Annotated in this window: 23 protein-coding genes; 9 read left to right on the forward strand and 14 right to left on the reverse strand. The window is 72.3% G+C overall.

Annotated features, from left to right (window positions below; all coding sequences use genetic code 11):
- Positions 1-50: 50 nt before the first annotated feature.
- Positions 51-2,231 carry a TonB-dependent receptor gene (locus LUTJ29_RS0100035; RefSeq protein WP_232221117.1) on the forward strand — a complete coding sequence of 727 codons (2,181 nt, stop codon included), beginning with the start codon at positions 51-53 and terminating at the stop codon, positions 2,229-2,231.
- Here LUTJ29_RS0100035 and LUTJ29_RS0100040 read toward each other — a convergent pair.
- The 4 genes from LUTJ29_RS0100040 to LUTJ29_RS0100055 form a co-directional block, all read right to left on the reverse strand.
- A complete protein-coding gene (locus LUTJ29_RS0100040) occupies positions 2,162-3,589 on the reverse strand; it encodes an FAD/NAD(P)-binding protein (protein WP_027070747.1) in 1,428 nt (475 codons plus the stop codon). The two genes, LUTJ29_RS0100035 and LUTJ29_RS0100040, sit on opposite strands and share 70 nt — an antisense overlap.
- A gap of 257 nt (positions 3,590-3,846) precedes the next feature.
- Complete coding sequence (locus tag LUTJ29_RS0100045) at positions 3,847-4,287, reverse strand: response regulator (RefSeq protein WP_027070748.1); 441 nt, start codon at positions 4,285-4,287, stop codon at positions 3,847-3,849.
- Positions 4,284-5,378: a PAS domain-containing sensor histidine kinase gene (locus LUTJ29_RS15520; RefSeq protein ID WP_084524487.1), complete on the reverse strand. Its 1,095-nt coding sequence runs from the start codon at positions 5,376-5,378 to the stop codon at positions 4,284-4,286. The genes LUTJ29_RS0100045 and LUTJ29_RS15520 overlap by 4 nt, the downstream gene beginning before the upstream one ends.
- Before the next feature lie 84 nt (positions 5,379-5,462).
- Positions 5,463-6,563, reverse strand: a complete 1,101-nt coding sequence (locus LUTJ29_RS0100055) for a PA0069 family radical SAM protein (protein WP_027070749.1) — start codon at positions 6,561-6,563, stop codon at positions 5,463-5,465.
- A gap of 63 nt (positions 6,564-6,626) precedes the next feature.
- Between LUTJ29_RS0100055 and cls the strand changes: the two genes are divergently transcribed.
- From cls to LUTJ29_RS0100070, 3 genes are all read left to right on the forward strand, one after another.
- Positions 6,627-8,066, forward strand: coding sequence for a cardiolipin synthase (gene cls, locus LUTJ29_RS0100060; RefSeq protein WP_027070750.1), 1,440 nt, complete (start codon positions 6,627-6,629; stop codon positions 8,064-8,066).
- Positions 8,067-8,178: 112 nt separating this feature from the next.
- Complete coding sequence (locus tag LUTJ29_RS0100065; protein ID WP_027070751.1) at positions 8,179-8,472, forward strand: hypothetical protein; 294 nt, start codon at positions 8,179-8,181, stop codon at positions 8,470-8,472.
- Between the two features lie 21 nt (positions 8,473-8,493).
- Positions 8,494-9,246: a pyridoxine 5'-phosphate synthase gene (locus LUTJ29_RS0100070; protein ID WP_027070752.1), complete on the forward strand. Its 753-nt coding sequence runs from the start codon at positions 8,494-8,496 to the stop codon at positions 9,244-9,246.
- Positions 9,247-9,377: 131 nt separating this feature from the next.
- On the opposite strand, the gene LUTJ29_RS0100075 is transcribed toward LUTJ29_RS0100070, so the two are convergent.
- The 10 genes from LUTJ29_RS0100075 to dnaA form a co-directional block, all read right to left on the reverse strand.
- Complete coding sequence (locus LUTJ29_RS0100075; RefSeq protein WP_027070753.1) at positions 9,378-9,794, reverse strand: biopolymer transporter ExbD; 417 nt, start codon at positions 9,792-9,794, stop codon at positions 9,378-9,380.
- Positions 9,795-9,809: 15 nt separating this feature from the next.
- Positions 9,810-10,238 (reverse strand): biopolymer transporter ExbD, encoded by a 429-nt coding sequence (locus tag LUTJ29_RS0100080; protein WP_027070754.1) that lies wholly within the window; start codon positions 10,236-10,238, stop codon positions 9,810-9,812.
- A gap of 27 nt (positions 10,239-10,265) precedes the next feature.
- Positions 10,266-11,006 carry a MotA/TolQ/ExbB proton channel family protein gene (locus LUTJ29_RS0100085; RefSeq protein WP_027070755.1) on the reverse strand — a complete coding sequence of 247 codons (741 nt, stop codon included), beginning with the start codon at positions 11,004-11,006 and terminating at the stop codon, positions 10,266-10,268.
- Positions 11,007-11,088: 82 nt separating this feature from the next.
- Positions 11,089-11,757 carry an energy transducer TonB gene (locus LUTJ29_RS0100090; RefSeq protein ID WP_027070756.1) on the reverse strand — a complete coding sequence of 223 codons (669 nt, stop codon included), beginning with the start codon at positions 11,755-11,757 and terminating at the stop codon, positions 11,089-11,091.
- Positions 11,758-11,896: 139 nt separating this feature from the next.
- The gene (locus LUTJ29_RS0100095; protein WP_027070757.1) at positions 11,897-13,108 is read right to left on the reverse strand and encodes a tetratricopeptide repeat protein; all 1,212 of its coding nucleotides are present in this window, start codon (positions 13,106-13,108) and stop codon (positions 11,897-11,899) included.
- A gap of 88 nt (positions 13,109-13,196) precedes the next feature.
- Positions 13,197-13,988 carry a M48 family metallopeptidase gene (locus LUTJ29_RS0100100; RefSeq protein WP_027070758.1) on the reverse strand — a complete coding sequence of 264 codons (792 nt, stop codon included), beginning with the start codon at positions 13,986-13,988 and terminating at the stop codon, positions 13,197-13,199.
- 168 nt (positions 13,989-14,156) lie between these two features.
- The gene (gene gyrB / locus LUTJ29_RS0100105) at positions 14,157-16,604 is read right to left on the reverse strand and encodes a DNA topoisomerase (ATP-hydrolyzing) subunit B (RefSeq protein WP_027070759.1); all 2,448 of its coding nucleotides are present in this window, start codon (positions 16,602-16,604) and stop codon (positions 14,157-14,159) included.
- Between the two features lie 303 nt (positions 16,605-16,907).
- Entirely contained in the window at positions 16,908-18,038 is a 1,131-nt protein-coding gene (gene recF, locus LUTJ29_RS15525; protein ID WP_051322543.1) for a DNA replication/repair protein RecF, read from the reverse strand.
- 115 nt (positions 18,039-18,153) lie between these two features.
- Complete coding sequence (dnaN, locus tag LUTJ29_RS0100115) at positions 18,154-19,254, reverse strand: DNA polymerase III subunit beta (RefSeq protein WP_027070760.1); 1,101 nt, start codon at positions 19,252-19,254, stop codon at positions 18,154-18,156.
- A 384-nt stretch (positions 19,255-19,638) separates the two neighbouring features.
- Positions 19,639-20,964 (reverse strand): chromosomal replication initiator protein DnaA, encoded by a 1,326-nt coding sequence (gene dnaA / locus LUTJ29_RS0100120; protein WP_027070761.1) that lies wholly within the window; start codon positions 20,962-20,964, stop codon positions 19,639-19,641.
- 196 nt (positions 20,965-21,160) lie between these two features.
- On the opposite strand from dnaA, the gene rpmH reads away from it, so the two are divergent.
- From rpmH to LUTJ29_RS0100145, 5 genes are all read left to right on the forward strand, one after another.
- Positions 21,161-21,301 carry a 50S ribosomal protein L34 gene (rpmH, locus tag LUTJ29_RS0100125; RefSeq protein ID WP_003469983.1) on the forward strand — a complete coding sequence of 47 codons (141 nt, stop codon included), beginning with the start codon at positions 21,161-21,163 and terminating at the stop codon, positions 21,299-21,301.
- Positions 21,302-21,342: 41 nt separating this feature from the next.
- On the forward strand, positions 21,343-21,777 hold the full coding sequence (rnpA, locus tag LUTJ29_RS0100130; protein WP_084524493.1) for a ribonuclease P protein component: 435 nt from the start codon (positions 21,343-21,345) through the stop codon (positions 21,775-21,777).
- Between the two features lie 13 nt (positions 21,778-21,790).
- Positions 21,791-23,494, forward strand: a complete 1,704-nt coding sequence (gene yidC, locus LUTJ29_RS0100135; RefSeq protein ID WP_027070763.1) for a membrane protein insertase YidC — start codon at positions 21,791-21,793, stop codon at positions 23,492-23,494.
- 99 nt (positions 23,495-23,593) lie between these two features.
- Positions 23,594-24,922 (forward strand): tRNA uridine-5-carboxymethylaminomethyl(34) synthesis GTPase MnmE, encoded by a 1,329-nt coding sequence (gene mnmE, locus LUTJ29_RS0100140; RefSeq protein ID WP_027070764.1) that lies wholly within the window; start codon positions 23,594-23,596, stop codon positions 24,920-24,922.
- A 159-nt stretch (positions 24,923-25,081) separates the two neighbouring features.
- Positions 25,082-26,137 (forward strand): energy transducer TonB, encoded by a 1,056-nt coding sequence (locus LUTJ29_RS0100145; protein WP_027070765.1) that lies wholly within the window; start codon positions 25,082-25,084, stop codon positions 26,135-26,137.
- Positions 26,138-26,179 lie beyond the last annotated feature (42 nt).

Raw genomic sequence — 26,179 nt, forward strand, 5'->3', positions numbered from 1 at the left:
ATGACGGTCGTCCCGCGCCGGCGCTCCGGGCACCGCGTAGATTGCGGTGCATGCCCCCGATCCCCGCCCCCGCGCCGATGAGGGCGCGCCGCCCGGCCCTGCCCCTTCGCCTGCGCGCCTGCGCGCTCGCCGTGGCATTGGCCCTGCCCGCGCTCGCAGCGGCCGAGGACGCGGCCGATGCGGTGACGCTCGACCGCCTCCAGGTCACCACCGCGCGGCTGCGCGACGTGCCCGCGTTCGAGGTGCCGGCCTCGGTCACCACGATCGCGCTCGACGGCGACGCCGCGGGCCAGGGCGTGGCGCTGGCCGAGGCCCTGGCCGGCGTGCCGGGCCTGGCCGCGCGCGAGCGGCAGAACTTCGCCCAGGACACCCAGCTGTCGATCCGCGGCTTCGGCGCGCGCTCGACCTTCGGCGTGCGCGGCCTGCGCCTGTATGCCGACGGCATCCCGGCGACCATGCCCGACGGCCAGGGCCAGGTCTCGCACGTCGTGATGGCCGGCGCCGAACGCATCGAGGTCATGCGCGGGCCGTTCTCGGCGCTGCACGGCAATTCCTCCGGCGGCGTGGTCCAGGTCACCAGCGCCGAAGGCCAGGCGCCCGCGCGCGGCCACCTGCAGGCCAGCATCGGGCGCGACGATGCCCGCGCGCTGACCGCCAGCCTGCGCGGCGCCGGGGACGTGCTGGGCTACGCACTGGCCGCGAGCCGTTTCCAGACCGACGGCTGGCGCGACCACAGCGCGGCCGGGCGCAGCTGGCTCAACCTCAAGCTGCACGCCGGCCTGCCCGGCGACGGCCGCCTGGTGCTGGTGGGCAACCATTTCGATGCGCCCGATGCGCTCGATCCGCTCGGCCTGGACTGGGACCAGCTGCAGGCCGATCCGCGCCAGGCCACCGGCGTCGCCCACCAGTTCGACACCCGCAAGTCGGCGCGCCAGGACCAGCTCGGCCTGCGCTGGGAGCAGCCGCTGGGCGGCGGCCACGCGCTCAAGGCGATGGCCTATGCCGGGCAGCGCGACATCGAGCAGTTCCTCGCCATCCCCGCCGGCGCGCAGGCCAATCCGCTGCACTCGGGCGGCGTGATCGACCTGGACAACGACTACGGCGGACTCGACCTGCGCTGGCGCTGGGGCGGATCGCTGGCCGGGCGCACGGTCGAGTTCACCGCCGGCGCCAATGCCGACCGCCAGCGCCAGCGCCGGCGCGGCTACGAGAACTTCGTCGGCGAGGTGCTGGGCGTGCGCGGCGCACTGCGGCGCGACGAGCGCAACCGCGTCGACAACCGCGATGTGTACGCCCAGGCGTGGTGGCAGCTGTCCGGGCGCTGGTCGCTGCTGGCCGGCGCGCGCCGCAGCCAGGTGCGTTTCGATTCGCGCGACGGCTACGTCACCGCCACCAATCCCGACGACAGCGGGCGCGTGGACTACGCGCGCACCACGCCGGTGCTCGGCCTGTCGTTCGCGCCCACCGGGCACCTGCGCCTGTATGCCTCGGCCGGTCGCGGATTCGAGACGCCCACCTTCAACGAACTGGGCTACCGCGCCGACGGCGGCGCGGGCCTGGCCTTCGACCTGGCGCCGGCCACCAGCCGCAACCTCGAGCTCGGCGCGAAGTGGCGCAACGGTGCAGGCGCGCAGGTCGAGGCGGCGCTGTTCCGCGTCGACACCCGCGACGAACTGGCGGTGGCGCGCAACGTGGGCGGCCGCAGCAGCTACCGCAACGTGGGGCGCAGCCGGCGCGAGGGCGCCGAACTCTCGGCCGCGCTGCCGCTGGCCACGGACTGGTCGCTGGAACTGGCGTGGACCTGGCTCGACGCGCGCTTCCGCGATGCGTTCCCGGTCTGCACCGGCGCCGGCTGCACCGACCCCTCGGTGCGGGTGCCGGCCGGCAGCCCGATCCCCGGCACGACGCGCCAGCAGGGGCATGCCCGCCTGCGGTGGCAGCCGCGTGCGTGGAGCTTCGCGCTGGAGGCCTCGGGCAACGCCTCGACCGCGGTCAGCGACACCGGCGCGCGCGAGGCGCCCGGCCACGTGCTGGCCCACCTCGAAGCGGCGCGCACATGGACCACCGCGCACGGGCGGCTGCGCGGCTTCGCGCGCGTGGACAACCTGTTCGACCGCGACTGGGTCGGCTCGGTGATCGTCAACGAGGGCAACGGGCGCTATTACGAACCCGGTCCCGGACGCGGGCTGCTGCTCGGGTTGCGCTGGGACTGGAGCGCCGGCGGCGACTGAACCGCGGGTGGCGCGCTGGCGCGTGCGACCAGGGCCTGCGCGAGCCAGTGCGCGGCCGAGCGCAGTTCCGGCACGGCGGTGATTTCCCAGTAGCGGCCGCGCAGCAGCGGGCCGAGGCAGTACAGGCCCGGCACCACCCTGCCCCGCGCGTCCACCACTTCCAGCGCGTCGGTGGTGTCGAGTCCGAGCTCGTGCGCGTCCGGACGCACCATGCCCGACTCGCGCAGCTGCGAGAGCAGCGGGTGCGTGGTGCGGGCGACGTCGGTGTTGAGGCCGGTCGCGCGCAGCAGCACGTCGTAGCGCTCGTGGCGCACGTCGCTGGCGCCGCGCGGCCGCAGCAGCACCGACACGCAGTCGTCGGCGCGGCCGGCGCGCACCAGCCGCCCGCGCAGGATGCGCAGCTGGCCGTTCTCGCGCATCGCGCGCAGGTGCCCGGCCACCTGCGGCGGCAGGCGGTGGCGCGCGACCTCCCACCACGAGCGCAGGTGGCGCAGGAACTGGCCGCGCTGCCGTTCCGGCAGGCCCTGCCAGAACGCCTGGGTGTGCGGCCGCAGCGCATCGACCAGCGCCCGCCAGTCGACGAGGTTGGACAGCGCGCGGATCCGGCGCACCAGTTCGCGCAGGTCGTGCTCGGCCAGCACCTGCAGGATCGCCGGCGGCAGCGACACCGGGGCCAGCGGCGGCTCCGGATGCTCGGCCGGCAGTAGTCCGTGCCTCGACAGCGCGTCGATGCGCGCGCGGTGGCCGCGCTGGTGCAGGGTCAGCACCACGTCGGCCATGGTCAGGCCGGTGCCGACCACCAGCACCCGCGCATCGGGATCGATGCGCTCGATCGCGTGTTGCTGCCAGGGCCAGCCGATGTAGGACGGGTGCACCGCCAGGCGCGGCCCCACGCCGGCCAGCGGCGGTGGCGGCAGCGCGCCGACCGCCAGCACCACGGTGTCGCCGAGGATCGCCGCGCCGTCGTCCATGCGCACCGCGAAGCCGCGGTCCACGCGCTCGATCGCCACGGCCTCGCGCCGCACCGCGTGCACGCGCGCGCCGGGCGCCTGCAGCAGTTCGTGCAGGCGGTCGCGCAGGTAGTCGCCGTAGAGCTGGCGCGGCAGGAAGGCGTTGCGGCCGCGGTCGCCGAGGTTGAACCAGTCGGCGAAGTCCTCCGGGTCGTCGGCCGGGAGCCCGAGCTCGCGCGCGCGCACGTTGAGCACGTGCTCGGGGCGCGCCTCGCCGTAGGCGACGCCGCCGCCGAAGCCGCGGTCCACGCCGACCAGGTGGATGCGCGCGTCGTCCGGCGCGATGCGCTGCAGCGACGCGGCCAGCGCGACGCCCGAGAAACCGCCTCCCACGATGGTGATCCGCATGACCTGCTCCTGTCGCCAACGGGCACTGTTTACGCAGCCGGGCGAGGCGATGCGTGAAGCGCGCGTTATCCGCGCAGGCGGGTTGGTTGGGTGCACATTCCGGATCGGCATGACGCGGCGCCGGACCGGGTTCGCGGGCGCTCGACAGCGGGCGCGGCGGCAGGGAGCGGCGGCGTGGATGGCCGGTGGGTCGGGTCGCGGCTGAAGCCGCTCCTACAGAAGCCGCTCTTACAGTAGTGGCGCAGGGTTGCTGGCGGTCAGCTCGCGACGCGCGGCTGGTTGAGCACCAGCCAGTACAGGCCGATCTGCTTGACCACGTCGACGAACTGCTCGAACGCGACCGGCTTGCGGATGTAGCTGTTCACGCCCAGCGCGTAGGTGGCCTCGACGTCGAACGGCTCGTCGCTGGTGGTCAGCACCACCACCGGCAGCGAGCGGGTACGCGCGTCGCCGCGGATCGCCTGCAGCACCTCGCGACCATCGAGCTTGGGCAGGTTGAGGTCCAGCAGCACGATCGCCGGCAGTTCGCCCGTGTCGCGGCTGGCGTACTGGCCGCGCGCGAACAGGTAGTCCAGCGCCTCGGCGCCGTCGCGCACCACCACCAGCTGGCGATCGATGCCCGCCTGCGCGAACGCGATCCGGGTCAGTTCCGCATCGTCCGGATTGTCCTCGATCAGCAGGATGTCGTTCTGGTTCATTGCCCTGGTTCCGCGCCAGCGCCGGGGGACGCCGCCGGCAGTTCGATGAAGAAGGTACTGCCCTGCCCGGGCCGCGACTCGGCCCGGATGCTCCCGCCATGGCACTCGGCCACCCGCCTCGCGATCGCGAGACCGAGTCCGTGGCCGCCGCCCTGGTTGCTGCCATGCAGGCGCTGGAACGGCAGGAACAGCTTGTCAGCATAGCGCATGTCGAAGCCGCAACCCCGGTCGGAGACCGCGAGCCGCAGGCGGCCGTCCTCGACCGCGCCCTCGACCGTGATCCTGGTCTCCTCGCACCCCGACGAGAACTTCCACGCGTTGTCGAACACCTCGCGCAACAGCACCTTGAGCCAGCGTTCATCGCCGCGTGCCCACAGGCCGGGCGCGATCGTGATCCGGGCGGCGCGGTCGCGCGCGGCGTCCTGCAGGTCGGTGGCGACCCATTCGCACAGCAGGCTCACGTCCACCGGCTCCTCGCGCATCGGCTGGCGGGAGACGCGGAGGAACTCGAGCAACGCCCGGACGAGGTCGTCGGCGCGCGCGGCCGCGGCGCGGATGCGCTCCAGGTCGGGCTTGCCCGCCTCCGCCACCAGCCCGGCCTCGTCCAGGCGTGCGGCGAAGCCGGCGATGCCGCGCAGCGGCGCGCGCAATTCGTGCGACAGGCCGTGGGCCACGTGTTCCTGCAACTCGGCGGTGGCCCGCTCGCGCTCGCGCTGCCGCCGTTCCGCGCCGATGTCTGTGCACTGCAACAGGACGCCGCCTGCATCGGGCAGCGCGGCCAGCACCACCCGCCATGCGGGGAAGGCTCCATCGTCGGACTCGAGCACCACGCGCGCGGGCCGCGCATGGTCCGGCGTGGCGAGCCACCGTGCGATGCCCGTGGCGATGCCGCCATCGAACACCGCTTCATGCGCGCGCGTGCCCTGCAGCGAGGCAGGCGGCTGGCCGGCCAGCGCCGCCAGCGCCGCGTTCACCTGCAGCCACTCGCCCTGCGGCGAGAGCAGCGCCAGCCCGGCATCGGCGTGGTCGAATGCCTGGCGATGCAGTAGCGTCGATCCGGTCTCCACGGTACCCCGCGCGGGGCGCGGCACGCGCCCAGTGGGGCAAGTCTACGCAACCGCCGGGCCGATGCGCCGTGCAGGGGCGCGAGGCAGCACCCGCGCCGCGTCGAGCATTCAGAACAGCTCGCCCTGCGCGCCGGGCGCGGTCGGCGCCCGGAACGCGGACGTGTCCAGCGGCGGCAGGCCGGGGAAGCCGAGCCGCCGGCGCGCGCGCGCGAAGCGCTGCGCCAACAGCTGCGCGAACGGGCCCTCGCCGTGCATGCGGCGGCCGAAGCCGCCGTCGTAGTCGCGCCCGCCGCGCATCTGCCGCACCAGGCTCATCACGTGCGCGGCGCGGTCGGGGTAGTGCAGCTGCAGCCACTCGCGCCAGATGTCGCCCAGTTCGTGCGGCAGCCGCAGCAGCACGTAACCGGCGGCCCGGGCGCCGGCCTCGTGCGCGGCCTCGAGGATGGCCTCGAGCTCGTGGTCGGTGATCGCCGGCACCACCGGCGCCACCAGCACGCCGACCGGGACCCCGGCGTCGGCGAGCGCCCGGATCGTGCGCAGGCGCGCGTGCGGCGCGCAGGCCCGCGGCTCCATCCGCGACGACAGGCGGTTGTCGAGCGTGGTCACCGAGACGTGCGCGGCCACCAGGCCCTGCGCGGCCAGCGGCGCGAGCAGGTCGAGGTCGCGCTGCACCAGCGCGCTCTTGGTCACCAGCCGGAACGGGTGGCGGAACTCGGCCAGCACCTCGATCAGCCCGCGGGTGATCCGGTAGCGGCGCTCGATCGGCTGGTAGGCGTCGGTGTTCACGCCCAGCGCGATCGGCGTGCAGCGGTAGCCCGCGCGCGACAGCTCGGCGCGCAGGCGTTCGGCGGCGTTGGTCTTGGCGAACAGCCGGGTTTCGAAGTCGAGGCCAGGCGACAGGTTCACCCAGGCATGCGACGGGCGCGCGTAGCAGTACACGCAGCCGTGCTCGCAGCCGCGGTAGGGATTGATCGACTGCTCGAAGCCCAGGTCCGGCGACTGGTTGCGGCTGACGATGCCGCGCGCCGCCTCCTCGTGGACGCGGGTGTCCGGGTGCGGATCCGGGCTGGTGTCGTCGCCCGCGTCGCGCGCGTCCCAGCCGTCGTCGCAGGCCTCGACGGTGGTGGTCTCGTAGCGGCCGGGCACGTACGAGGCCGCGCCGCGTCCCTTGACCGGGGCGGTGGCCGGGGCCCTGGCTTTCGTCGCCATCGACATCCCGCTAGCCTAGCGCCGGTGCGTCGCAGCCGACGCGACGACGGGCCCGCCGTGCCGATCCTCGATCTCCTGCAACAGGCCTGGAACGCGCTCGCCTCGGCCCCCCACCTGCGCCTGTACCTGGCCATGGGCTGGGGCCTGTACCTGCTGGTGCTCGGCGGCTGGATCATCCTGCAGAAGCGCGAGCCGGTGGCGACGCTGAGCTGGCTGCTCGGCCTGGCCCTGCTGCCCTACGTCGGCTTCCTCGTCTACCACGTGTTCGGGCCGCAGCGGATCCGCCGCCAGCGCCTGCGCCGCGCGCGGGTGCGCGGCGAGCTGCCGACCCAGGGCCTGGTGGACAACGAGGAGGTGGCCGAGCTGGCGCGCATGGCGCACGCGGTCACCGGGCTGCCGATGACCACGGCGACCGGCGTACGCCTGCTGGTGGACGGCGCGGCCAAGTACGACGCGCTGCTGGCCGACATCGCCGGAGCGCGCGAGCACATCCACCTCGAGTACTACATCTGGCATCCCGACCGGACCGGCACCGCACTGCGCGATGCGCTGGTGGAGCGCGCGCAGGCCGGGGTCAAGGTGCGCCTGCTGGTCGATGCCTTCGGCGGCGGCAAGTGCGCGAAGCTGTTCCGTCCGCTGGTGGACGCCGGCGGCGAGCTGGCCTGGTTCCATCCCACCCGCTTCGGCCGCATCTGGCAGCGGCCGTGGGCCAACCTGCGCAGCCATCGCAAGCTGGTCGTGATCGACGGGCGCATCGGCTACACCGGCGGGATGAACGTCAGCGACGACCAGAACGAGCGGGTCAATCCACGCGCCTACCGCGACCTGCACCTGCGCCTGGAAGGCAACGTGGTACGGGCGCTGCAGCTGGTGTTCGTCGAGGACTGGGCCTATGCCACGGGCGAACGCGACTTCATCGGCGAGGTCGCGCGGCAGACCCCGCGCCAGCCGACCGGCCGGGTCTGCGCCCAGGTGGTCCCGTCGGGGCCGGATTCGCCCTGGGAGGCGATCCACCGCATGCACGTGGGCGCGATCCACGCCGCGCGCGAGCGGGTATGGCTGGTCACGCCCTACTTCGTGCCGGGCGAGGCGGCGATGATGGCGCTGACCTCGGCCGCCCTCGCCGGCCTGGACGTGCGGTTGCTGGTGCCGCGGTTGAGCGACTCGCGCCTGGTCACGCTCGCCGCCCGCTCGTACTTCGGCCCGCTGCTGGTGGCGGGCGTGAAGATCTACGAGTACGGCCCGCGCATGCTGCACACCAAGGCCCTGCTGGTGGACGACAGCACGGTGCTGGTGGGCAGCGCCAACTTCGACCACCGCAGCTTCCGGCTCAACTTCGAGGTCTCGGTGCTGTTCGAGGACGCGGACCTGGGCGCGGCGCTGGCCGAGCTGATCGAAGGCGAACTGGCCAACGCGCCGCGGGTGCGGCAGGGCCGCCACCGGAGCCTGCTCGGCGCGCGTCTGCCCGAGGCGCTGGCGCGACTGATGTCGCCCCTGCTGTAGCCCCCTGCCCCGGCCGCGCGGCTGGACGATCGGCGGCCGCGGCGGCGTGGGCGGCATGCCGCGGCCGGCCTGGCGGTTAGACTTGCCGCATCCCCGCAACGGAGCCTGCCCCATGCCCTGGTTGTTCCTGTTGCTGGCGATCGCGGCACTGGCGATCGCCTTCATGGCCTCGTCGGTCGTGGTGGTCGCCCTGTGCCTGCTGGCCGCCCTGGTCCTGCTGGGCATGTGGGTGCTGGGCCTGCTGGCGCAGCGCATCGACAACCGCAGCCGTCACGACGCGCAGATGCTCGACCCGCGCGAACTGCAGCGGATGCGCGAACTGGCCGAAGCGCGCCGCGCGGCCGCGGCCGCGGGCACCCAGGCAGCGGCGGGCGGCGTGCAGGGCGACCGCTCGCAGGCGTCCTGAGCACGGCGGATGCAGGCTCCGGTGTCCACGCGGCTCAGCGTCAACCTCAACAAGATCGCGGTGCTGCGCAATTCGCGCGGCGGCGCCGAGCCCGACGTGGTGCGCGCGGCGCGCACGGTGCTCGATGCCGGCGCCCACGGCATCACCGTGCACCCGCGCCCCGACTCGCGCCACATCCGCCACGACGACGTGCTGGCGCTGGCCGGGGTGTGCGCCGAGTACGGGGTCGAGTTCAACATCGAGGGCAATCCGTTCGCACCGCCGCGCGAGGGCTACCCCGGCCTGGTGGCGCTGTGCGAGCGGGTGCGCCCGGCGCAGGTGACCCTGGTGCCGGACGGCGATGCGCAGATCACGTCCGACCACGGCTTCGACTTCGCCCGCGAGGCCGGGGCGCTGGCGCCGCTGGTGTCACGGCTGAAGGAGGCCGGCTGCCGGGTCAGCCTGTTCGCCGATGCCGGCAGCGAGGTCGCGCTGGCGGCCGGGATCGGCGCCGACCGGGTCGAGCTCTACACCGGTCCCTACGCGGAGGCCTTCGCGGCCGGCCAGGCCGGCCAGGCCCTGCCCGCCTTCGCCGCGACCGCCGCCGCCGCGCGCGCCGCAGGGCTGGGGGTCAACGCCGGCCACGACCTGAGCCAGGCCAACCTCGGCCCGTTCCTGGCCGCGGTGCCCGGCGTCGAGGAGGTCTCGATCGGCCATGCCCTGATCGGCGAGGCGCTGTACGAGGGCCTGGCCGCCACGGTCGCGCGCTACCTGGCCATCCTCGCCGGACGCTGACGCCCGCGCGGCCGCCACGGATCCTGCGTCCCGTCGGCGCGGCCCAAAAAAAACGCCGCCCGAAGGCGGCGTGGGAAAGGTTGTCGCGGTAAGCGGCCGGCGCGCTGCAGGCGACGCCGGACGGTCGTGCTTTACTTCTTGACGAATCCGATCTTCTGCATGTGCGCGTTCTTGGCCGCGGCCAGCACCTTGGCCAGCACGCCATACTCGGCGTCCTCGCTCATGTCGATCTCGAGCGTGGGCTGGTTGGTGATGTCGCGCTGGACCTCGGCCTCCATCATCTGGCGCAGCGCCGACAGCGGGGTCGGGCTGTCGTTCCAGAAGATGGAACCGGCCGAGTCGATCCGCAGGCGGATCGGCTCGGGGGGATCGACCGGGTTCTCCGGCGGGTTCAGCGAACGCTGCGGCAGGTCGATGTCGATCGGATAGGACACCTGCGGTGCCGTGACCATGAAGATGATCAGGAGCACCAGCATGATGTCGCACAGGGGAATGATGTTGATGTCGGCCATCGGCGCGCCATCGCCACCACCTGATGAAAAAGCCATCGTGCGTTCTCCCGATCAGTTCTTTTCGCGGGCCGAGACGAACCCGACCTTGCGCATGCCCTTGGACTGCGCGAGGTTCACGACCTCGTTGACGGTCCGGTAGGGCGTGGTCGAGTCGGCGCGCACGTTGACGGCGGGCTGCGGCGTCTTCTGCGCTTCCACCGCCAGCGTGCTGTCGAGCAGGTCCATCGTCACCGGGTTGTCGTTGAGGAACAGGTTGCCGTTGGCCTGGATCGCGACCGTCAGGGGCGGCACCGGCGGTGCCGTGTCCGGACGCTCATCGAGGTTGGCCTGCGGCAGCTCGACCTTCACCTTGTGCGCCATCAGTGGCGCGGTGACCATGAAGATGATCAGCAGCACCAGCATCACGTCGACCAGCGGCACGATGTTGATCGTGGCGTTGACCTTGTCGTGGCCGCCGTCACCGCCTGAACTGAAGGCCATGTCGGTTCTCCGTCAGTCTTGGTTCGATCAGCGCGACTCGCCGACGCGCGAACCCGTGGCGAAGAAGTCGTGCAGGTCGTGGGCGAAGGTGTCGAGCTTGTTGTTCGTGCTGCGGTTCAGGCGCACGAAGAAGTTGTAGCCGAGCACCGCCGGGATCGCGACCGCCAGACCGATCGCGGTCATGATCAGCGCCTCGCCCACCGGGCCGGCGACCGCGCCGATGTCGGCCTGGCCGCTGGCGCCGATGCGGATCAGCGCGTTGTAGATGCCCCACACCGTGCCGAGCAGGCCGACGAACGGAGCGGTCGCGCCGACGGTGGCGAGCACGGTCAGGCCGGCTTCCAGGCCCAGCGACTCGCGGGTCACGGCCTGGCGCAGCGCGCGGTCGACGAACTCGGAGCGGCTGAGCGACTCGGCCAGGCGCGAACCGTCGTGGCGCTGGTGGTGGGCGGCGGCCTGGGCGGCGTCGAGGGCGACCTTGGAGAACGGCTCGCTGCGCGGCTGCTCTTCCATGAAGCGGATCGCGTCCTGCGCGTTCGGGGTCTCCCAGAACGTCTGGATCACGCGGTCGGAGTTGCGCTTGAGCCGGATGTTCTTGATGAAGTTGTAGATGATCCAGTAGATCGAGAGCACCGACATGATGACGAGCACGATGAACACGATCCAGTTCACGACTGTCATGTGCTCGATCAGGTTCAAGAAGCCCATCTGGGTCAGTGCCTGGGCGTTGCCGGCTCCGGCAGCTGGGGCGGTGGTTTCCTGCAGCATGACGCTTACCTTCTAGATGTTGTTGAGTGTAGGAGGTGGAACGGTGTAGCGGGTTGGAAAACCTGCGCGTGTTCGGCGGCGGTCAGCCGCCAAGCTTGAACTCGACCGGCACGCGGACGCGACCGGGGGCCGGCTGGCCGTTGACGATCGAGGGATTGAACCGCCAGCGGCGGGCGGCCTGCATCGCGGCCCGGTCCAGGTCGCGGTTGCGGCTCGACTTCTCGACCGACACGTTGGTCACGTTACCGCTCGCATCGACGTCGATGACCAGGATCACGGTGCCCTCGATACCGGCGCGCGCGGCGGCGGGCGGGTACTGGGGCGGGTTCATGTTCTTGGACGAGATGTCCACGCTGGCGCCGATGTCGGGGGTCGGGGCCGGCGGCGCGGGCGGGGCCGGCGGCGGGGCCGGGGTATCCATCGGCGACGGCTCGTCGAACACCACCGGCGGCTCCTCCGGGGGCGGCGGCAGCGGGGTCGGCTGCGGCGGCACCAGCTCCTTGATCGGCTGGGGCTTGGGCGGCTCCGGCGGCGGCGGCGGCGGGGGCGGCGGCGGGGGCGGCGGCTCGATGATCACCACCCGGGTGACGTCTTCGTCGCCCTGCTCGGCTTGGGGAGGCGTGGGGGGTGCCAGCAGCAGCAGGAGGGCCGCCGCGTGGATGGCCACCACGAGGGTGAAACCGGCGATTCGCGCCCAGTCCAGACCTTCGTCTTCGTCTTTCTTGTCGGTCTTCGGCAAGCGGTCGGTCATGCGTTGAACTCAAGTCTGGCCGGGCGTGGGGGACGCCCTCGTGGTCGTGTCATGTGCCGCCGCCGTTTTCGGCGACGGGAATTTCCAAGCTTATACCAATCCGTCGGCGCGGTACCAACCGGTTGCTTGTGCAATCGGATCAGTTCGAGCGGGCCAGGATCCGTCGCGCGTCCTCCGGAGACCGGACGCCCTTGTCCAGTGCGCGCTGGGCCGCTTCCTTGGCTTCGGCCAGCCGGCCCTCGTTCGACAGCAGCTTGGCGAGGTTGAGGTAGGTCTCGCCGGTGGGGGCCAGCGGCGCGGCCTTCTGGTAGGCGGCGATCGCCTCTTCGATGTTCTGCTCGTCGCCGAAGTAGTGGGCCTGGGCCAGGGCCACGTAGGTCTGGTAGTCCGGCGGCAGGATCTGCTTCTGCAGCCCGTCGTTGATGACTTCGATCGCCCTGGCGTGGCCGTCGTCCAGGGCCAGGTAGGAGGCGACGAGGTTGCGGTACTCGCGCTCCTCGGTCAGCTCGCCCTTGGCGCGCAGGCGCTCGTACACGGCGGCGGCCTTGTCGTACTGGTCGGTCTGCAGGTAAGTGACGGCCAGGTTGAGCTGCGAGCGCTTGTCGTCGGGCGTGGTGGCGGCGATCTGCTCGGCGAGCCTGGTCGCCTCCTCGCCGCGGTCGCTCTGGGCGTAGGCGGCCATGAGCAGCTGCTGCCAGGGGAGCTTGGCGTCCGGCGACTCGGCCAGGGGCTTGAGCGTGGCGATCGCTTCGTCGTAGCGCTCCATGCGCAGCAGCACGTTCCCGCGGAAGGCGAGGATGTCGGGATCGGTGGTGGAGGTCTCGGCGATCAGTTCGTCGAGCGTGGCCAGCGCCTGGTCGTTGCGATCGTCCTGGGCGTGGAGCTGGGCGACGATGAACTTGACCTCGTAGTGGTCGCGGTTCTTGAGCCCGTCGAACTCGAGCGCGCGCTCGAGGTAGGACAGCGCCTTGGCGTCGTCGTCGCCGAGCAGCAGGGCGCCGGCGATGCGCGCGGCGGAGGAGCGCTCGAAGGCGTTGGACTTCTCGTCGGCGATGATCTCGTCGGCCAGGGCCTGGGTCTTCTCGACGTCCTGCGCCTCGTAGGCATCGGACAGCTTGCCCAGGCGGGTGGCGGCGGCGCGCGAGGAGGTCTTGCCGTCCGGTTCCTTGCGGGTGGCGCCGGCGAAGCGGTCGGCCTGCTGCGCCTGCTGCCCGTCCTGGGCCTTGGCGGCGCGCTCGGCCCGCCGCTGCTCGGCCCGGGTCTCCTGGGCGAGGGCGGTGGTGGTCGCCAGCATCAGGCCGGTGGCCATCATCGCGGTGAGCAGGCGGGTCGGGAACGTCTTGTGGGACATCGGTCTGGCCTCGTCGCAGGCGCCAGGCAGGGGCGCGGGGGGTAGGAAGGGTATTGCGAAACGGCGGTGGCGCGAAACCCCGCGCCGTTCATCCGCAAGCCGGACGGCGTCCTGCCGAGCGCGCCTGCTGCCAGGTCGGCACGAGCTGGTCGGCGCGCGCGCGCAGCTCGGCGATGCGGCTCTGGGGGTCCGGGTGGGTCGAGAGCCACTGCGGCGGGCGGTTGCCGCCCGCGGCGATCATGTTCTCCCACAGGGCCACGGCGGCGCGCGGGTCGAATCCGGCCTGGGCCATCAGCCGCTGGCCAACCACGTCGGCCTCGCTTTCCTGGGCGCGCGATCCGGGCAGCAGGAATCCGGTCTGGGCGATCAGGCCGCCGCCCTGGGCCGCCAGCTGGCCGTAGTCGCCGGCCAGCGCGCCGAGCAGCTGGACCACGCCGGCCGCGCCCATCTGGCGGGTGATGCGCTCGTCGTGGTGGCGCTCGACCACGTGGCCGATCTCGTGCGCGACCACCGCGGCCAGCTGGTCCTGGTTCTTGGCCACCGAGAACAGGCCGGTGTTGATCCCGACCTTGCCGCCGGGCAGGGCGTAGGCGTTGGGCTCGTTCTCGGCGAAGACCGCAGTCTCCCAGGCCAGGCGCTGCTGGTCGGCCGGCAGCTGGCGCACCAGCGCGTCGACCACGCAGCGCACGTAGGCGTTCTGGCGCGCATCGTTGCTCAGCGGGCCCTTCTGGCGGGCCTCGGTGAAGGCCTGCGCGCCGAGCTGGTTGAGCTGCTCCTGCGAGACCGCGCCGACGTACTGGCGTCGTCCGGTGGACGACGTCGTGGTGGCGCACGCAGCCAGGACGGCGACGGCGACCAGCACGGTCAGGATGTGCTTCATGGGGGCGAGGTTCCGGACTGGAGGGCGCGAGTTTGGCGACGAAGATCTTAAATTTTCGTCAATCGCGCGTGACTTCCGGCGTGCGAACCGGTGCCGCGCATTGCACCCACCAGCGCGGTTCAGCGAGGTGGAGCGGCCGCGAAGGCGCGGCCGTCCGTGCCCCTGGCCTCAGATGTCGAGGTTGGACACCTTGAGCGCGTTCTCCTCGATGAACTCGCGGCGCGGTTCGACCACGTCGCCCATGAGGGTGCTGAAGATCTGGTCGGCGGCGACCGCGTCCTCGATCCGCACCTGCAGCAGGCGGCGCGTTTCCGGGTTCACCGTGGTTTCCCAGAGCTGCTCGGGGTTCATCTCGCCCAGGCCCTTGAAGCGCTGGATCTGGCGACCCTTCTTCGCCTCTTCCAGCAGCCAGGCCTGGGCCTGGGCAAAGCTGGCGACCGGCTGGGCGCGGTTGCCGCGCAGGATCTGCGCGCCTTCGCGGACCAGGCCGTGGAGCAGGTCGGCGGCGTCCTTGAGCGCGCGCAGCTCGCCGCCCTCGAAGGCCGACAGCGGCAGCACCTGGATCGCCTCCACGCCCATGTGGCGGCGATGCGCGACCAGCGCGGCCGGGCGGTCGCCCTGCGCCGGCTGCCATTCGAGGCGGTAGCGCGGGCGGCCGAGGCCTTCCTGGTTGAGGCGCTTTTCCAGCGCGTCGAGCTCGTGGCGCTCGTCGGTGTTGGCGCTGAGGATCTCCGGCTCCAGCGGGGTGAAGTCGATCAGCGCCTCGAGCAGCTGCGGGTCGTAGCGGTGCGCGTTGCGGGCGATCGCCTCGCGCGCGCCGGCGTAGGCCAGCAGCAGCTTCTCCAGCGCCGCGCCCTCGATCGGCGGCTCGCCCTCGGCCGGCACCAGCGCCGCGCCCTCGACCGCGTTCGCGGCCAGGTAGGCGTCGAGCGCCGCGTCGTCCTTGAGGTAGAGCTCGGTCTTGCCCTGCTTGACCTTGTACAGCGGCGGCAGGCCGATGTAGACGTGGCCGCGCTCGATCAGCTCCGGCATCTGCCGGTAGAAGAAGGTCAGCAGCAGGGTGCGGATGTGGGAGCCGTCCACGTCCGCGTCGGTCATGATGATGATGCGGTGGTAGCGCAGCTTGTCCGGGTTGTACTCGTCCTTGCCGATGCCGGTGCCGAGCGCGGTGATCAGCGTGCCCACTTCCGCCGACGAGAGCATGCGGTCGAAGCGCGCGCGCTCGACGTTGAGGATCTTGCCGCGCAGCGGCAGCACCGCCTGGTTCTTGCGGTTGCGGCCCTGCTTGGCCGAGCCGCCGGCCGAGTCGCCCTCGACGATGAACAGTTCCGACAGGGCCGGATCCTTCTCCTGGCAGTCGGCGAGCTTGCCGGGCAGGCCGGCGATGTCGAGCGCGCCCTTGCGGCGGGTGAGGTCGCGCGCCTTGCGCGCGGCTTCGCGGGCGCGGGCGGCCTCGACGATCTTGCTGGCGATGGCGCGCGCTTCGAGCGGGTGCTCCTGCAGGAACTCCTCCAGGCGCGCGGCGAAGATGCCGTCCACCACCGGTCTCACGTCCGATGAGACCAGCTTTTCCTTGGTCTGCGAGGAGAAGCTTGGGTCCGGCACCTTCACCGACAGCACCGCGATCAGGCCCTCGCGCATGTCGTCGCCGCTGAAGGCGACCTTGGCCTGCCTGGCGATCCCGTTCTGCTCGATGTAGTGGGTGAGCGTGCGCGTGAGCGCGGACCGGAAGCCCTGCAGGTGGGTGCCGCCGTCCTTCTGCGGGATGTTGTTGGTGAAGCAGAACATCGTCTCCTGGTAGGAGTCGGTCCACTGCAGGGCGACCTCGACCGTGATGCCGTTCTGCTCGCCCGACACGGAGATGACGTTCGGATGCAGCGGTGTCTTGAGCTGCGCCAGGTGCTCGACGAAGCTGCGGATGCCGCCCTCGTACTGGAACACGTCGCGGCGGCCTTCGCCGCGCTCGTCGGCCAGCACGATGCGCACGCCGGAGTTGAGGAACGACAGTTCGCGCAGGCGCCGGGCCAGGATGTCGTAGTGGAACTCGACGTCGGTGAAGATCTCCGGCGACGGCCAGAAGCGGGTGAGGGTGCCGCGGCGGTCGGATGCTTCGAGCCGCTTGAGCGGGTATACGGGTTCGCCCAGCGCGTATTCCTGCTGGTGGTGGTAGCCGTCGCGCCAGATGTCGAGGGTCAGCTTCGAGGACAGCGCGTTGACCACCGACACGCCCACGCCGTGCAGGCCGCCGGAGACCTTGTAGCTGTTGTCGTCGAACTTTCCGCCCGCGTGCAGCACGGTCATGATGACCTCGGCCGCCGAACGCCCCTCTTCCTTGTGGATGTCGACCGGGATGCCGCGGCCATTGTCGGAGACCGACACCGAGCCGTCCTCGTGGATCGTCACCAGCACCTCGTCGGCGTAGCCGGCCAGGGCCTCGTCGATCGAGTTGTCGACGACCTCGAACACCATGTGGTGCAGGCCGGTGCCGTCGTGCACGTCGCCGATGTACATGCCCGGGCGCTTGCGCACGGCCTCCAGGCCGCGCAGCACGGTGATCCGGCTCGAATCGTAGGTCTGGGCGGTCTCGCCGCCGGTCGCTTGGGGATCTTCGGTCATCGCACCATCGGTGCCAGGGCGCGGCACGCCACGGCGCCACGCCAGCGACACATTAGTTATAGGGACTGAGGCGACATTATACCGCGCCGGGGACGGCGCCGCGCGGCCGCCGGGGACCGCGGCGTGGAGCGGTTGCCGTGCGTTCGGCGAGCGGGGGCGCCTGCCTCGACGGCGCGGGGACCGCCTGGTGCACGCCATCGTCCGGCTGCCGTGACCGAAGCGCCGCCTGCGCGGAGTTCGGCCGAAGGCCGGGAGAGTCGGGTGGTGGCCGGGGCAATGGTGCAACCGGCTGCCGCCCGGAGTTCAGTCCGCACCGGGCTCCGCGACGCCCCGGAGAAGGCCGGCCGCCGGCACCACCCGACCATGTTCCACGTGGAACACAGTCGGGATCCAACCCGTGGCTTCCAGTCCGCGTGGAGCCTCGGTGCCGGTCACGAACACCTGGGCGCCGCTGGCATGCAGCCGGGCCAGCAGGCGTTCCTGATGGCCCCGGTCGAGTTCGGCGGTGAGGTCGTCGAGCAGGAACACGGGCCAGTGCCCGCGCCGTGCCGCGTAGTCCTCGGCCTGGGCCAGCAGGCAGGCGAGGGCGGTGAGCTTGGCCTGGCCGCGCGAGAGGGCCTCGCCGCCCGGACGCTGCGCATGCTCGATGCGCCAGTCGGCACGGTGCGGACCCACCGAGGTGAAGCCGGCAGCCAGGTCGCGCTCCCGTGCCACGAGCAGCGCGTCGGCCAGCGGCATCTGGTCGGCCCGCCAGCCCGGCCGGTAGTCGAAGCAGCCTTCGCCAAGCTGGGGAACCAGGTCCCCGGTCAGGGCCTGGAGCCGCGGCTGCAGGCGGTCGATGTAGGCGCGCCGCTGGCGGTCCAGGGGTTCGGCGGCCTGGACCAGCTCCGCGTCCCAGGCATCCAGCTGGCCAGCGGGCGCGCGCTGCTTGAGCAGGGCGTTACGCTGCTTCAGCGCACGGGTGTAGCGGCGCCAGACCGGGCGGAACGCCTCGTCGCCGTCGTGTTCCACGTGGAACAGACCCCAGTCGAGGAAGCGGCGGCGGGCCTCGCTTCCCGCGGTCACGAGGGCGTGGCTGCCCGGCTCGAAGGTGATCGCCGCCAGGGCGGCGCACAGGTCGCCCAACTGCTCCACCGTCTCGCCGTCGAGCCGGCCGGTCCAGGCCTGGCCGGTATGACGCAGGCCCGCCCGGCGCCGGGCCCGCGGTTCCTCCCACTCGGCGAACACCTCCAGCGCCGGGGCGCCGGTCCGCACCAGCCCGTCGCGGACACGGCCGCGGAAGCTGCGGCCATAGGCGAGCAGGTGGATGGCCTCGAGCAGGCTGGTCTTGCCCGCGCCGTTGTCGCCCAGCACCAGGTTCAGGCCCGGATCCGGCCGCAGCTCCACAGCCGCCAGGTTGCGCAGGTTGCTGACCGTCAGCCGGGTCAGGAACATCCCCGCCTCCGGCCTGCGGCCAAGCCCCGCCGGAGTGCGGCGGCGTGGACGCAAAACGAATTCGCCCGGCACGGGCCGGGCGAATCGGGACGTTCCACGTGGAACACAGGCCCGGTCACAGGCGCAGCGGCATCACCACGTGTCGGCAGCGCTCGCTCCCCGCCTCGCGCACCAGGGCCGAGGAGTTCGCGTCGCGCAGCTGCAGGACCACGAACTCGTCGCGCAGCGCACCGAGCGCGTCCAGCAGGTAGTTCACGTTGAAGCCCACGGCCAGGCCGTCCACCTTGGTCTCGGCCTCGACCTCCTCCTGGGCCTCCTCCTGCTCCGGGTTGTGGGCGTTGATCCGCACCAGGCCGGGCGAGACTTCCAGGCGCACGCCGCGGTACTTCTCGTTCGACAGGATCGCCGCGCGCTGCAGGGCGGCACGCAGGGCCTCGCGGTCGATCTTCACCTCGCGATCGGCACCGATCGGGATCACCGCCTCGTAGTCGGGGAAGCGGCCGTCGATGAGCTTGCTGGTGAAGGTCACGTCGTCGCGCTTGACCCGTACGTGGCTGCGGCCCATTTCCAGTTCCAGGGTGCGGTCGCCGCCCTCGAGCAGGCGCTGCAGTTCCTGCACGCCCTTGCGCGGGACGATGATCTGGCGCTTGTTCTGCACCGCCGATTCCAGCGCGGTCTCGCACAGCGCCAGGCGGTGGCCGTCGGTGGCCACGCAGCGCAGGCGGGTGTCGGCGAGGTCGAACAGCAGGCCGTTGAGGTAGTAGCGCACGTCCTGCTGCGCCATGGCGAAGGCGGTGCGCTCGATCAGTTCCTTGAGCGCAGCCTCGGGCACGGCCACGCGCTCGGTCGCCTCGACCTCGTCCACGGACGGGAAGTCGTTGGCCGGCAGGCTCGACAGGGTGAAGCGGCTGCGCCCGGCCTGGACCGTGATCTTGTCGCCCGATTGCGAGACCGTGACCTTGCTGCCGTCGGGCAGGGCCCGGACGATGTCGAACAGCTTGCGCGCCGGGATCGTGGTCTCCCCGTCCTGGGAATCGTCCACGCTGCTGCGCGCGACCATCTCCACCTCCAGGTCGGTGCCGGTCAGCGACAGCTGCCCGTCCGAGACCTGGGTCAGCAGGTTGGCCAGAACCGGCAGCGTCTGCCGGCGTTCGACGACGTTGACCACTTGCGCGAGCGGCTTCAGGAGGGCTTCGCGTTGCAGGCTGAAACGCATGCGTGGGATTCCTGTGGCAAGGCTTCTGGAATACGGAAAAACTTGAAAAGCGGTGGGGCTGGGGGGCCTGCACAACGGGCATAACGCAACTAACCCGTTGATTCATATCGTTATTTTTGTGGTCCCGGGGTGTGGACAAGTGCCCGCAAGCCGGTCCGGCAGGCTGTGGACCATTTCCGCGCCTGCGGGTTGTCCACAGCTTGTGCCGCTCCTGTCCACGGGCACCCCAATATCTAGTGTAGCGAAGCTTACAGGCGGCAGGCGCCGATGGCGCGATGTCCGGGCCCGGCCGCGGCAGCTCGCCGCGTCCGGCGCGTCCGCGGGCGTGGGGACCGCTTGGACGGAAGGCGCGGCCACGGCGGCGGCGGGCGGCCCCGGAACGGGCTACTCCGACAGCTTGCGGATCAGCTTGTCCCAGTCCTCGCGCAGCTTGCCGTCGGTGGCCATCAGGTTGCGCACCTGGCGGCAGGCGTGCAGCACGGTGGTGTGGTCGCGGCCGGCGAAGGCGTCGCCGATCTCGGGCAACGAGTGCTCGGTGAGTTCCTTGGCCAGCGCCATCGCCACCTGGCGTGGGCGCGCCAGCGAACGGGTGCGGCGCTTGGACAGCAGGTCCTTGATCTGCAGCCCGTAGTAGTCGGCCACCACCTTCTGGATGTTGGGGATGCCGATCGACTGCTGCTGCGCCCGCAGCAGGTCGCGCAGGGTCTCCTGGGCGAACTCCACGGTGATCGTGCGGCCGGTGAAGTTGGCGCGCGCGGCCAGGGAATTGAGCGCGCCCTCGAGGTCGCGCACGTTGCCGTGCATCTTCTTGGCCAGCAGGAAGGCGACCTCGTCCGGCACCAGGATGCCGCGCTCCTGGGCCTTGGCCAGCACGATCGCGGCGCGGGTCTCGAAGTCGGGCGGGTCGATCGCCACCGACAGGCCCCAGGACAGGCGCGACTTCAGCCGCGGCTCGAGCCCTTCCACCTCGCGCGGGTAGCGGTCGCAGGTCATGATGATCTGCTGCCGGCTCTCGAACAGCGCGTTGAAGGTGTGGAAGAACTCCTCCTGGGTGCGGTCCTTGCCGGCGAAGAACTGGATGTCGTCGATCAGCAGCGCGTCGACCTGCTGGAACTGGCGCTTGAAGCGGTCGGTGGTCTTCTCCTGGAGCGAGCGGAAGAACGCGCTGTAGAACTGCTCCGAGCGCAGGTACAGCACGCGCGCGGACGGGTTCTGCCGCCGCATCTCGTTGCCGGCGGCGAACATCAGGTGGGTCTTGCCCAGGCCGGTGCCGCCGTACAGCAGCAGCGGGTTGTGGGTGCGGTCGCCGGGCTTGAGCGCGGCCTGCCAGGCGGCGGCGCGTCCGAGCTGGTTGCTGCGGCCCTCGACGAAGTTGTCGAAGGTGTAGTGCGGGTCGAGGTGGCCGGCGAAGGCCTCCATCGGCGGCGCGGGCTGCGCCGGGGCGGCGGCCACCGTGGCCGGCGCGGCTGCCGCGCGCGGCAGCGACCCGATTTCCAGCGCGACCTCGTCGCTGCCGGCGAAGTGGGCCAGCAGTTCGCGGATCCGCTGCAGGTAGCGGCTCTCGACCTCGTCGCGGACGAAGGCGTTGGGCGCGTACAACACCGTCCGGCTGTCCTGCTGGCTGGCCTGGAGGGGCTTGAGCCAGGTGTGAACGTCCTCGGCGGGGAGTTCGGCTTCGAGGCGTTCTAGGCAGCGGGGCCAGGCATCCATAGGTGGTCGCGACAGGGGAAATCGAAGGCGGCCGGCCCGCGCGGTGCGGCCCGGTCGACGGTGTGGCGGGAGCAGGCCAGACTACCACCCGCACCCGGGGCGTGCATCCCGCGCCGTGGCCGCCGGCTTGACCCACGGCGCCTGGCACCGCTAGAATCGCCGGTTCTTTCCGCCCGCCGTACCACAGCATCCCGCCATGGCCACCAAGCGCACCTTCCAGCCCAGCAACCTCAAGCGCAAGCGCGACCACGGCTTCCGTGCCCGCATGGCGACCGCCGACGGCCGCAAGATCCTCGCCCGCCGCCGCGCCAAGGGCCGCAAGCGCCTGTCGGCCTGAGCCGCGCCGGGCCCGCGGCTCGCCCGGGCCCACTCCGCCGCATGAGTCAAGCGCGCTTCCCGCCGACGGCGCGGGTCAGGGCGCGCGCCGATTTCGACCGCACCTTCCGCGACGGACGCCGCGTCGCGTTGCCCATGCTCGCCCTGCACTGGCGCCACGGCGCCGGGCAAGCGCGCCTGGGGCTGGCGGTCTCGCGCAAGGTGGATCGCCGCGCCGTGGTCCGCAACCGGATCCGCCGCATCCTGCGCGAGCATTTCCGCCTGCTGCGCGCGCAGCTGCCCGGGGGCGACTACGTGTTCGTCGCCCGGTCGCCGGCCGCCACCGCCGCCCCGGCCGACCTGCGCGAGGCCTGTCGCCAGCTGCTGCGCCGCGCCGGTGCGTTGCCGCACCCAGCCGCGGACGGCACAATGCCGGCCCCGCAGTCCTCCCCGGCATCCCCGCCTTCCTCCGACACGCCGCACCCCGCCGGCGAATGAGCCCGTCCGCCCGATGAACCAGACCCGCACCTTCCTGATCCTCGCCTGGCTGATGGTGGCGGTGCTGCTGTGGATGGAGTGGAACAAGGAGCGGTCCGCGCCGCCGCCGGCCGCCACTGCCCAGGTGCAGGTCCAGGACGCCCAGGACGCCTCGATCCCGGCCGCGCCCGCCGCCGCCCCGGCCGGGGTGCCGCAATCGCCCCCGGTCCCGCCGGGCGCCGGGGCCGAGAGCCGGGCCACCCCGGCCCCGGGCGTGGTCCAGGTCGAGACCGACGTGCTGCGCCTGCTCGTCGACGGCGGTAGCGTGCTGCGCGCCGAACTGCTGCAGTACCCGCAGACCCGCGACCCGGGCAGCCCGCCGGTGGTCCTGTTCGACAACAGCGCGGCGGGCTTCTATGCCGCGCAGAGCGGCTGGGTCAGCGCCAGCGGCGGCGCGCCCAACCACCAGCTGGGCTTCGTGCCGGCCGGCACCGAGCGCAGCTTCGTCCTCGGCCCGGGCGAGTCGCAGGTCGTCGTCCCGTTCGTGTGGGAAGGTCCGGACGGCGTGACCATCCGCCGCAGCTACGTGCTCGAGCGCGGCCAGTACGCGGTCACGGTGCGCGACGAGATCGTCAACGCCGGCAGCGAGCCCTGGCAGGGCTACGCCTACCGCCAGCTGATGCGCGGGGCGCCGAACCTCAAGCGCGGCATGACCAACCCGGAGTCGTTCAGCCTCACCGGCGCGACCTGGTTCGGCGACTCGCAGGGTTACCTGCGGCGCTGGTTCAGCGATTACGACGACGGTCCGGTCCGCGCCACCGACACCAACACCTGGATCGCGTTCGTCCAGCACCACTTCTTCGGCGCCTGGCTGCCGGGCGACAACGCCGGCGCGCGCAACGAGATCGCGCTCGACACCGACCTCTCCGGCGGCGCGCCGCGCTACTTCATCCGCGAGATGGCCACCGCCCCGGTGGTGGTCGCGCCCGGCCAGCAGGCCGGCACCAGCGCCCGGCTCTGGGTCGGGCCGAAGCTCGTCAACCAGATCAAGGCGCAGCAGGTGCCCGGGCTGGAGCGGGTGGTGGACTACAGCCGCTTCTCGGTCATGGCCTGGCTGGGCGAGGGCCTGTTCTGGGTGCTGGAGAAGCTGCACCGGCTGTTCGGCAACTGGGGCTGGGCGATCGTCGGCCTGGTGGTGCTGGTCAAGATCCTGCTGTTCCCGCTCGCCAACGCGCAGTACAAGTCGATGGCGAAGATGCGCAAGTTCCAGCCGCGCCTGCAGCAGCTCAAGGAACGCTACGGCGACGACCGGCAGAAGTTCCAGGTCGCGATGATGGAGCTGTACAAGAAGGAGAAGATCAATCCGGTCGGCGGCTGCCTGCCGGTGCTGCTGCAGATGCCGATCTTCTTCGCCCTGTACTGGGTGCTGCTCGAGTCGGTGGAGCTGCGCCACGCGCCGTGGATCGGCTGGATCCAGGACCTGACCGCGCGCGACCCGTGGTTCATCCTGCCGGTGATCAACGTGGCGGTGATGTGGGCCACGCAGAAGCTCTCGCCGATGACCGGCATGGACCCGATGCAGCAGCGGATGATGCAGATGATGCCGATCGTGTTCGGCGTCATGATGGTGTTCTTCCCGGCCGGCCTGGTGCTGTACTGGGTGGTCAACGGCGGCCTCGGCCTGCTGCAGCAGTGGTACATGCTGCGCAAGTACGCCGACGCGCCGGCCAAGGCCTGACCGCGGCGGCACGGCGCGCGCGGGCCGCGCGCCCTCCCGCCCGCGGGCATCCGCGCTAGGCTGGGCACCGAGGCCCGCCCCGTTGCCGCGTAACCGCCCGTGACCAGCACCACCATCGCCGCCATCGCGACCGCCGCCGGCGCCGCCGGCATCGGCATCGTGCGCCTGTCCGGCCCGCGCGCGCGGGAGATCGCGACCGCGCTGTGCGGGCGCGCGTTGCGTCCGCGCCATGCCCACTACGTGCGCTTCCGCGACGGCGACGGCAGCGTGATCGACGACGGCATCGCGCTGCTGTTCGCGGCGCCGGCGAGCTACACCGGCGAGGACGTGGTCGAACTGCAGGCGCACGGCAGCCCGCCGGTGCTCCGCCAGCTGCTGGCGCGCTGCCGCGCGCTGGGCGCGGTGGACGCGCGCCCGGGCGAGTTCAGCGAACGCGCCTGCCTCAACGGCCGCCTCGACCTGGCCCAGGCCGAGGCCGTCGCCGACCTGATCGCCGCCGCCGACCTGCGCGCCGCGCGCGCCGCGCGGCGCTCGCTGGAAGGCGAGTTCTCCGCGCGGGTGGAGGCGATCGCCGCCGACCTGCTCGCGATCCGGGTCCAGGTCGAAGCCGCGATCGACTTCGCCGACGAACCGCTCGACACCCTCGGCGGCGAGGCCCTGCGCCGGCGCCTGGACGAGGCGCGCGCACGGCTGCGCGACCTGCTCGCCGCGGCCGAGCGCGGGCGCCGGCTGCGCGACGGCCTGCACGCGGTGCTCGTCGGTCCGCCCAACGCCGGCAAGAGCTCGCTGCTCAACGCGCTCGCCGGCAGCGAACGCGCGATCGTCACCGCGATCCCCGGCACCACCCGCGACCTGCTGCAGGAGACGCTGCGCATCGACGGGGTCGAACTCACCCTGGTCGACACCGCCGGCCTGCGCGAGGACGGCGATGCCATCGAGCGCGAAGGCATGCGCCGCGCCCGCGCCGAACTCGCGCGCGCCGACCTCGCCCTGGTGGTGCTGGACGCGCGCGACCCGGACGCCGGGCTGCGCGCGCTGGGCGACGGACTCGACGGCGTGCCGGACCGCCTCGTGCTCCACAACAAGTGCGACCTGCTGCCCGCGGATGCGCCGCCGCCGGAGGGCGGGCTGCGCGTTTCGGCGCGCACCGGCGCCGGCCTGGAGGCGCTGCATGCACGGCTGCGCGAGGCCGCCGCCGCGGTCGCGCCGGGGGAAGGCAGCTTCAGCGCCCGCGCGCGCCACGTGCAGGCGCTCGCACGCACCGCCGGCGCCTGCGACGAGGCCGCGCAGGCGCTGCACGCCGAACTGCTCGACCTCGCCGCCGAGCACCTGCGCCTGGCCCATGACGCGCTGGGCGAGATCACCGGACGCACCCTGCCCGACGACCTGCTCGGCCACATCTTCTCGACCTTCTGCATCGGCAAGTAGGCGCGGCCGCGGCCGTTGCGCCCGGTTTCCGCGAAAGCGGTCACAGTTTCCCCCCGCGCGCCCCAGCAGACTTGCCGGTCACGGCCGTGCGGTTGACAAACGCCGCGGCGTGTCGCGTCCTAGACGCAAAGCACCACCGTCATCACAGGGGAAAACCGAATGTCCACCACCACCACCGCGGCCGGCCGCAGGGTGCCGTCGCGTCTGCCCACCGGCGCGCTGGCGCTCGGCCTGGGCCTGGCCGTGCTGCTGGGCGGCTGCAAGCAGGACGCGCCGTCCACGGCCACGCCCGCCGCGCCGGCCGCGTCCGCCGACCAGCCGGCCCAGCCGCAGCCGGCGCAGCCGCCGGGCGAGGCGGTTTCGGCCGAAGTCGCCGCGATGAGCCCCGAGCAGCTGCGCGAGGCCGCGTCCCGGGCCTACCAGGAAAGCCGGCTGTACGCGCCGGGCGGCGACAACGCGATGGAGTACTACCTGGCGCTGCGCGACAAGCAGCCGGCCGACGCCGGCGTGTCCAGCGCGCTGGTGGACCTGCTGCCGATGACCGTGATCGCCACCGAGCAGAGCCGCGACCGCGGCGACTTCGTGGAGGCCAAGCGCCTGCTGGCGCTGATCGAGAAGACCGATTCGTCGTATCCGGCGATCGAGCGGCTCAGGAACACCATCGCCAGCGCCGAGGCCGAGGCCGCGCGCCGCGCCGCGCAGGAGCAGCTGACCGCCGAGCAGGAGGCGCAGCGCCAGCGCGAGCTCGAGCGCCAGCGCCTGGAACAGCAGCGCCTGGCCCAGGAGCAGGCCGCGCGCGAACTCGCCGCGCAGCAGGCCGCGCAGGAGGAAGCGGCGCGCCAGGAAGCCGCCCGCCTGGAGGCCGAACGCCAGGAAGCGGCGCGCCGCGAGGCCGAGCGCCAGGAGGCCGCCCGCCGCCAGGCCGAGGCCGAGGCCGCGCGCCGCGCCGCGCCGGCGGTGACCGAGCTGCGCGCGATCAGCACCCCGGCGCCGCGCTATCCGCCCGACGCGCTGCGCTCGGGCACGTCCGGCGAGGTGCAGGTGGAGTTCACCGTCGGCGTCGACGGATCGGTGACGTCGGCGCGCGTGGTCCAGTCCAACCCGCCGCGCACCTTCGATCGCGAAGCGCTGGCCGCGGTGCGGCGCTGGCGCTTCGAGCCGGTGCCGGCCCCGGTCACCACCCGGCGCACGATCAACTTCACCCCGGCGCAGTAAGCCCCGCCGCCGCCGCCGCGGTCGAGAACGGAGAAGCCCGGC

The sequence above is a fragment of the Luteimonas sp. J29 genome (assembly GCF_000472505.1).
In the GTDB taxonomy this organism is placed as follows: Bacteria; Pseudomonadota; Gammaproteobacteria; order Xanthomonadales; family Xanthomonadaceae; genus Luteimonas.

Excerpts from the sequence above, each read along its gene's own strand:
- dnaN (WP_027070760.1), bottom strand. The coding sequence starts at position 19,254 with ATGCGTTTCAGCCTGCAACGCGAAGCCCTCCTGAAGCCGCTCGCGCAA.
- LUTJ29_RS0100065 (WP_027070751.1), top strand. The coding sequence starts at position 8,179 with ATGCCCTGGTTGTTCCTGTTGCTGGCGATCGCGGCACTGGCGATCGCC.
- LUTJ29_RS0100085 (WP_027070755.1), bottom strand. The coding sequence starts at position 11,006 with ATGCTGCAGGAAACCACCGCCCCAGCTGCCGGAGCCGGCAACGCCCAG.
- dnaA (WP_027070761.1), bottom strand. The coding sequence starts at position 20,964 with ATGGATGCCTGGCCCCGCTGCCTAGAACGCCTCGAAGCCGAACTCCCC.
- yidC (WP_027070763.1), top strand. The coding sequence starts at position 21,791 with ATGAACCAGACCCGCACCTTCCTGATCCTCGCCTGGCTGATGGTGGCG.
- gyrB (WP_027070759.1), bottom strand. The coding sequence starts at position 16,604 with ATGACCGAAGATCCCCAAGCGACCGGCGGCGAGACCGCCCAGACCTAC.
- rpmH (WP_003469983.1), top strand. The coding sequence starts at position 21,161 with ATGGCCACCAAGCGCACCTTCCAGCCCAGCAACCTCAAGCGCAAGCGC.
- LUTJ29_RS0100080 (WP_027070754.1), bottom strand. The coding sequence starts at position 10,238 with ATGGCCTTCAGTTCAGGCGGTGACGGCGGCCACGACAAGGTCAACGCC.
- LUTJ29_RS0100095 (WP_027070757.1), bottom strand. The coding sequence starts at position 13,108 with ATGTCCCACAAGACGTTCCCGACCCGCCTGCTCACCGCGATGATGGCC.
- LUTJ29_RS0100090 (WP_027070756.1), bottom strand. The coding sequence starts at position 11,757 with ATGACCGACCGCTTGCCGAAGACCGACAAGAAAGACGAAGACGAAGGT.
- LUTJ29_RS0100145 (WP_027070765.1), top strand. The coding sequence starts at position 25,082 with ATGTCCACCACCACCACCGCGGCCGGCCGCAGGGTGCCGTCGCGTCTG.
- LUTJ29_RS0100040 (WP_027070747.1), bottom strand. The coding sequence starts at position 3,589 with ATGCGGATCACCATCGTGGGAGGCGGTTTCTCGGGCGTCGCGCTGGCC.
- LUTJ29_RS0100055 (WP_027070749.1), bottom strand. The coding sequence starts at position 6,563 with ATGGCGACGAAAGCCAGGGCCCCGGCCACCGCCCCGGTCAAGGGACGC.
- recF (WP_051322543.1), bottom strand. The coding sequence starts at position 18,038 with ATGTTCCTGACCCGGCTGACGGTCAGCAACCTGCGCAACCTGGCGGCT.
- rnpA (WP_084524493.1), top strand. The coding sequence starts at position 21,343 with ATGAGTCAAGCGCGCTTCCCGCCGACGGCGCGGGTCAGGGCGCGCGCC.
- LUTJ29_RS0100035 (WP_232221117.1), top strand. The coding sequence starts at position 51 with ATGCCCCCGATCCCCGCCCCCGCGCCGATGAGGGCGCGCCGCCCGGCC.
- LUTJ29_RS0100100 (WP_027070758.1), bottom strand. The coding sequence starts at position 13,988 with ATGAAGCACATCCTGACCGTGCTGGTCGCCGTCGCCGTCCTGGCTGCG.
- LUTJ29_RS0100075 (WP_027070753.1), bottom strand. The coding sequence starts at position 9,794 with ATGGCTTTTTCATCAGGTGGTGGCGATGGCGCGCCGATGGCCGACATC.
- LUTJ29_RS0100045 (WP_027070748.1), bottom strand. The coding sequence starts at position 4,287 with ATGAACCAGAACGACATCCTGCTGATCGAGGACAATCCGGACGATGCG.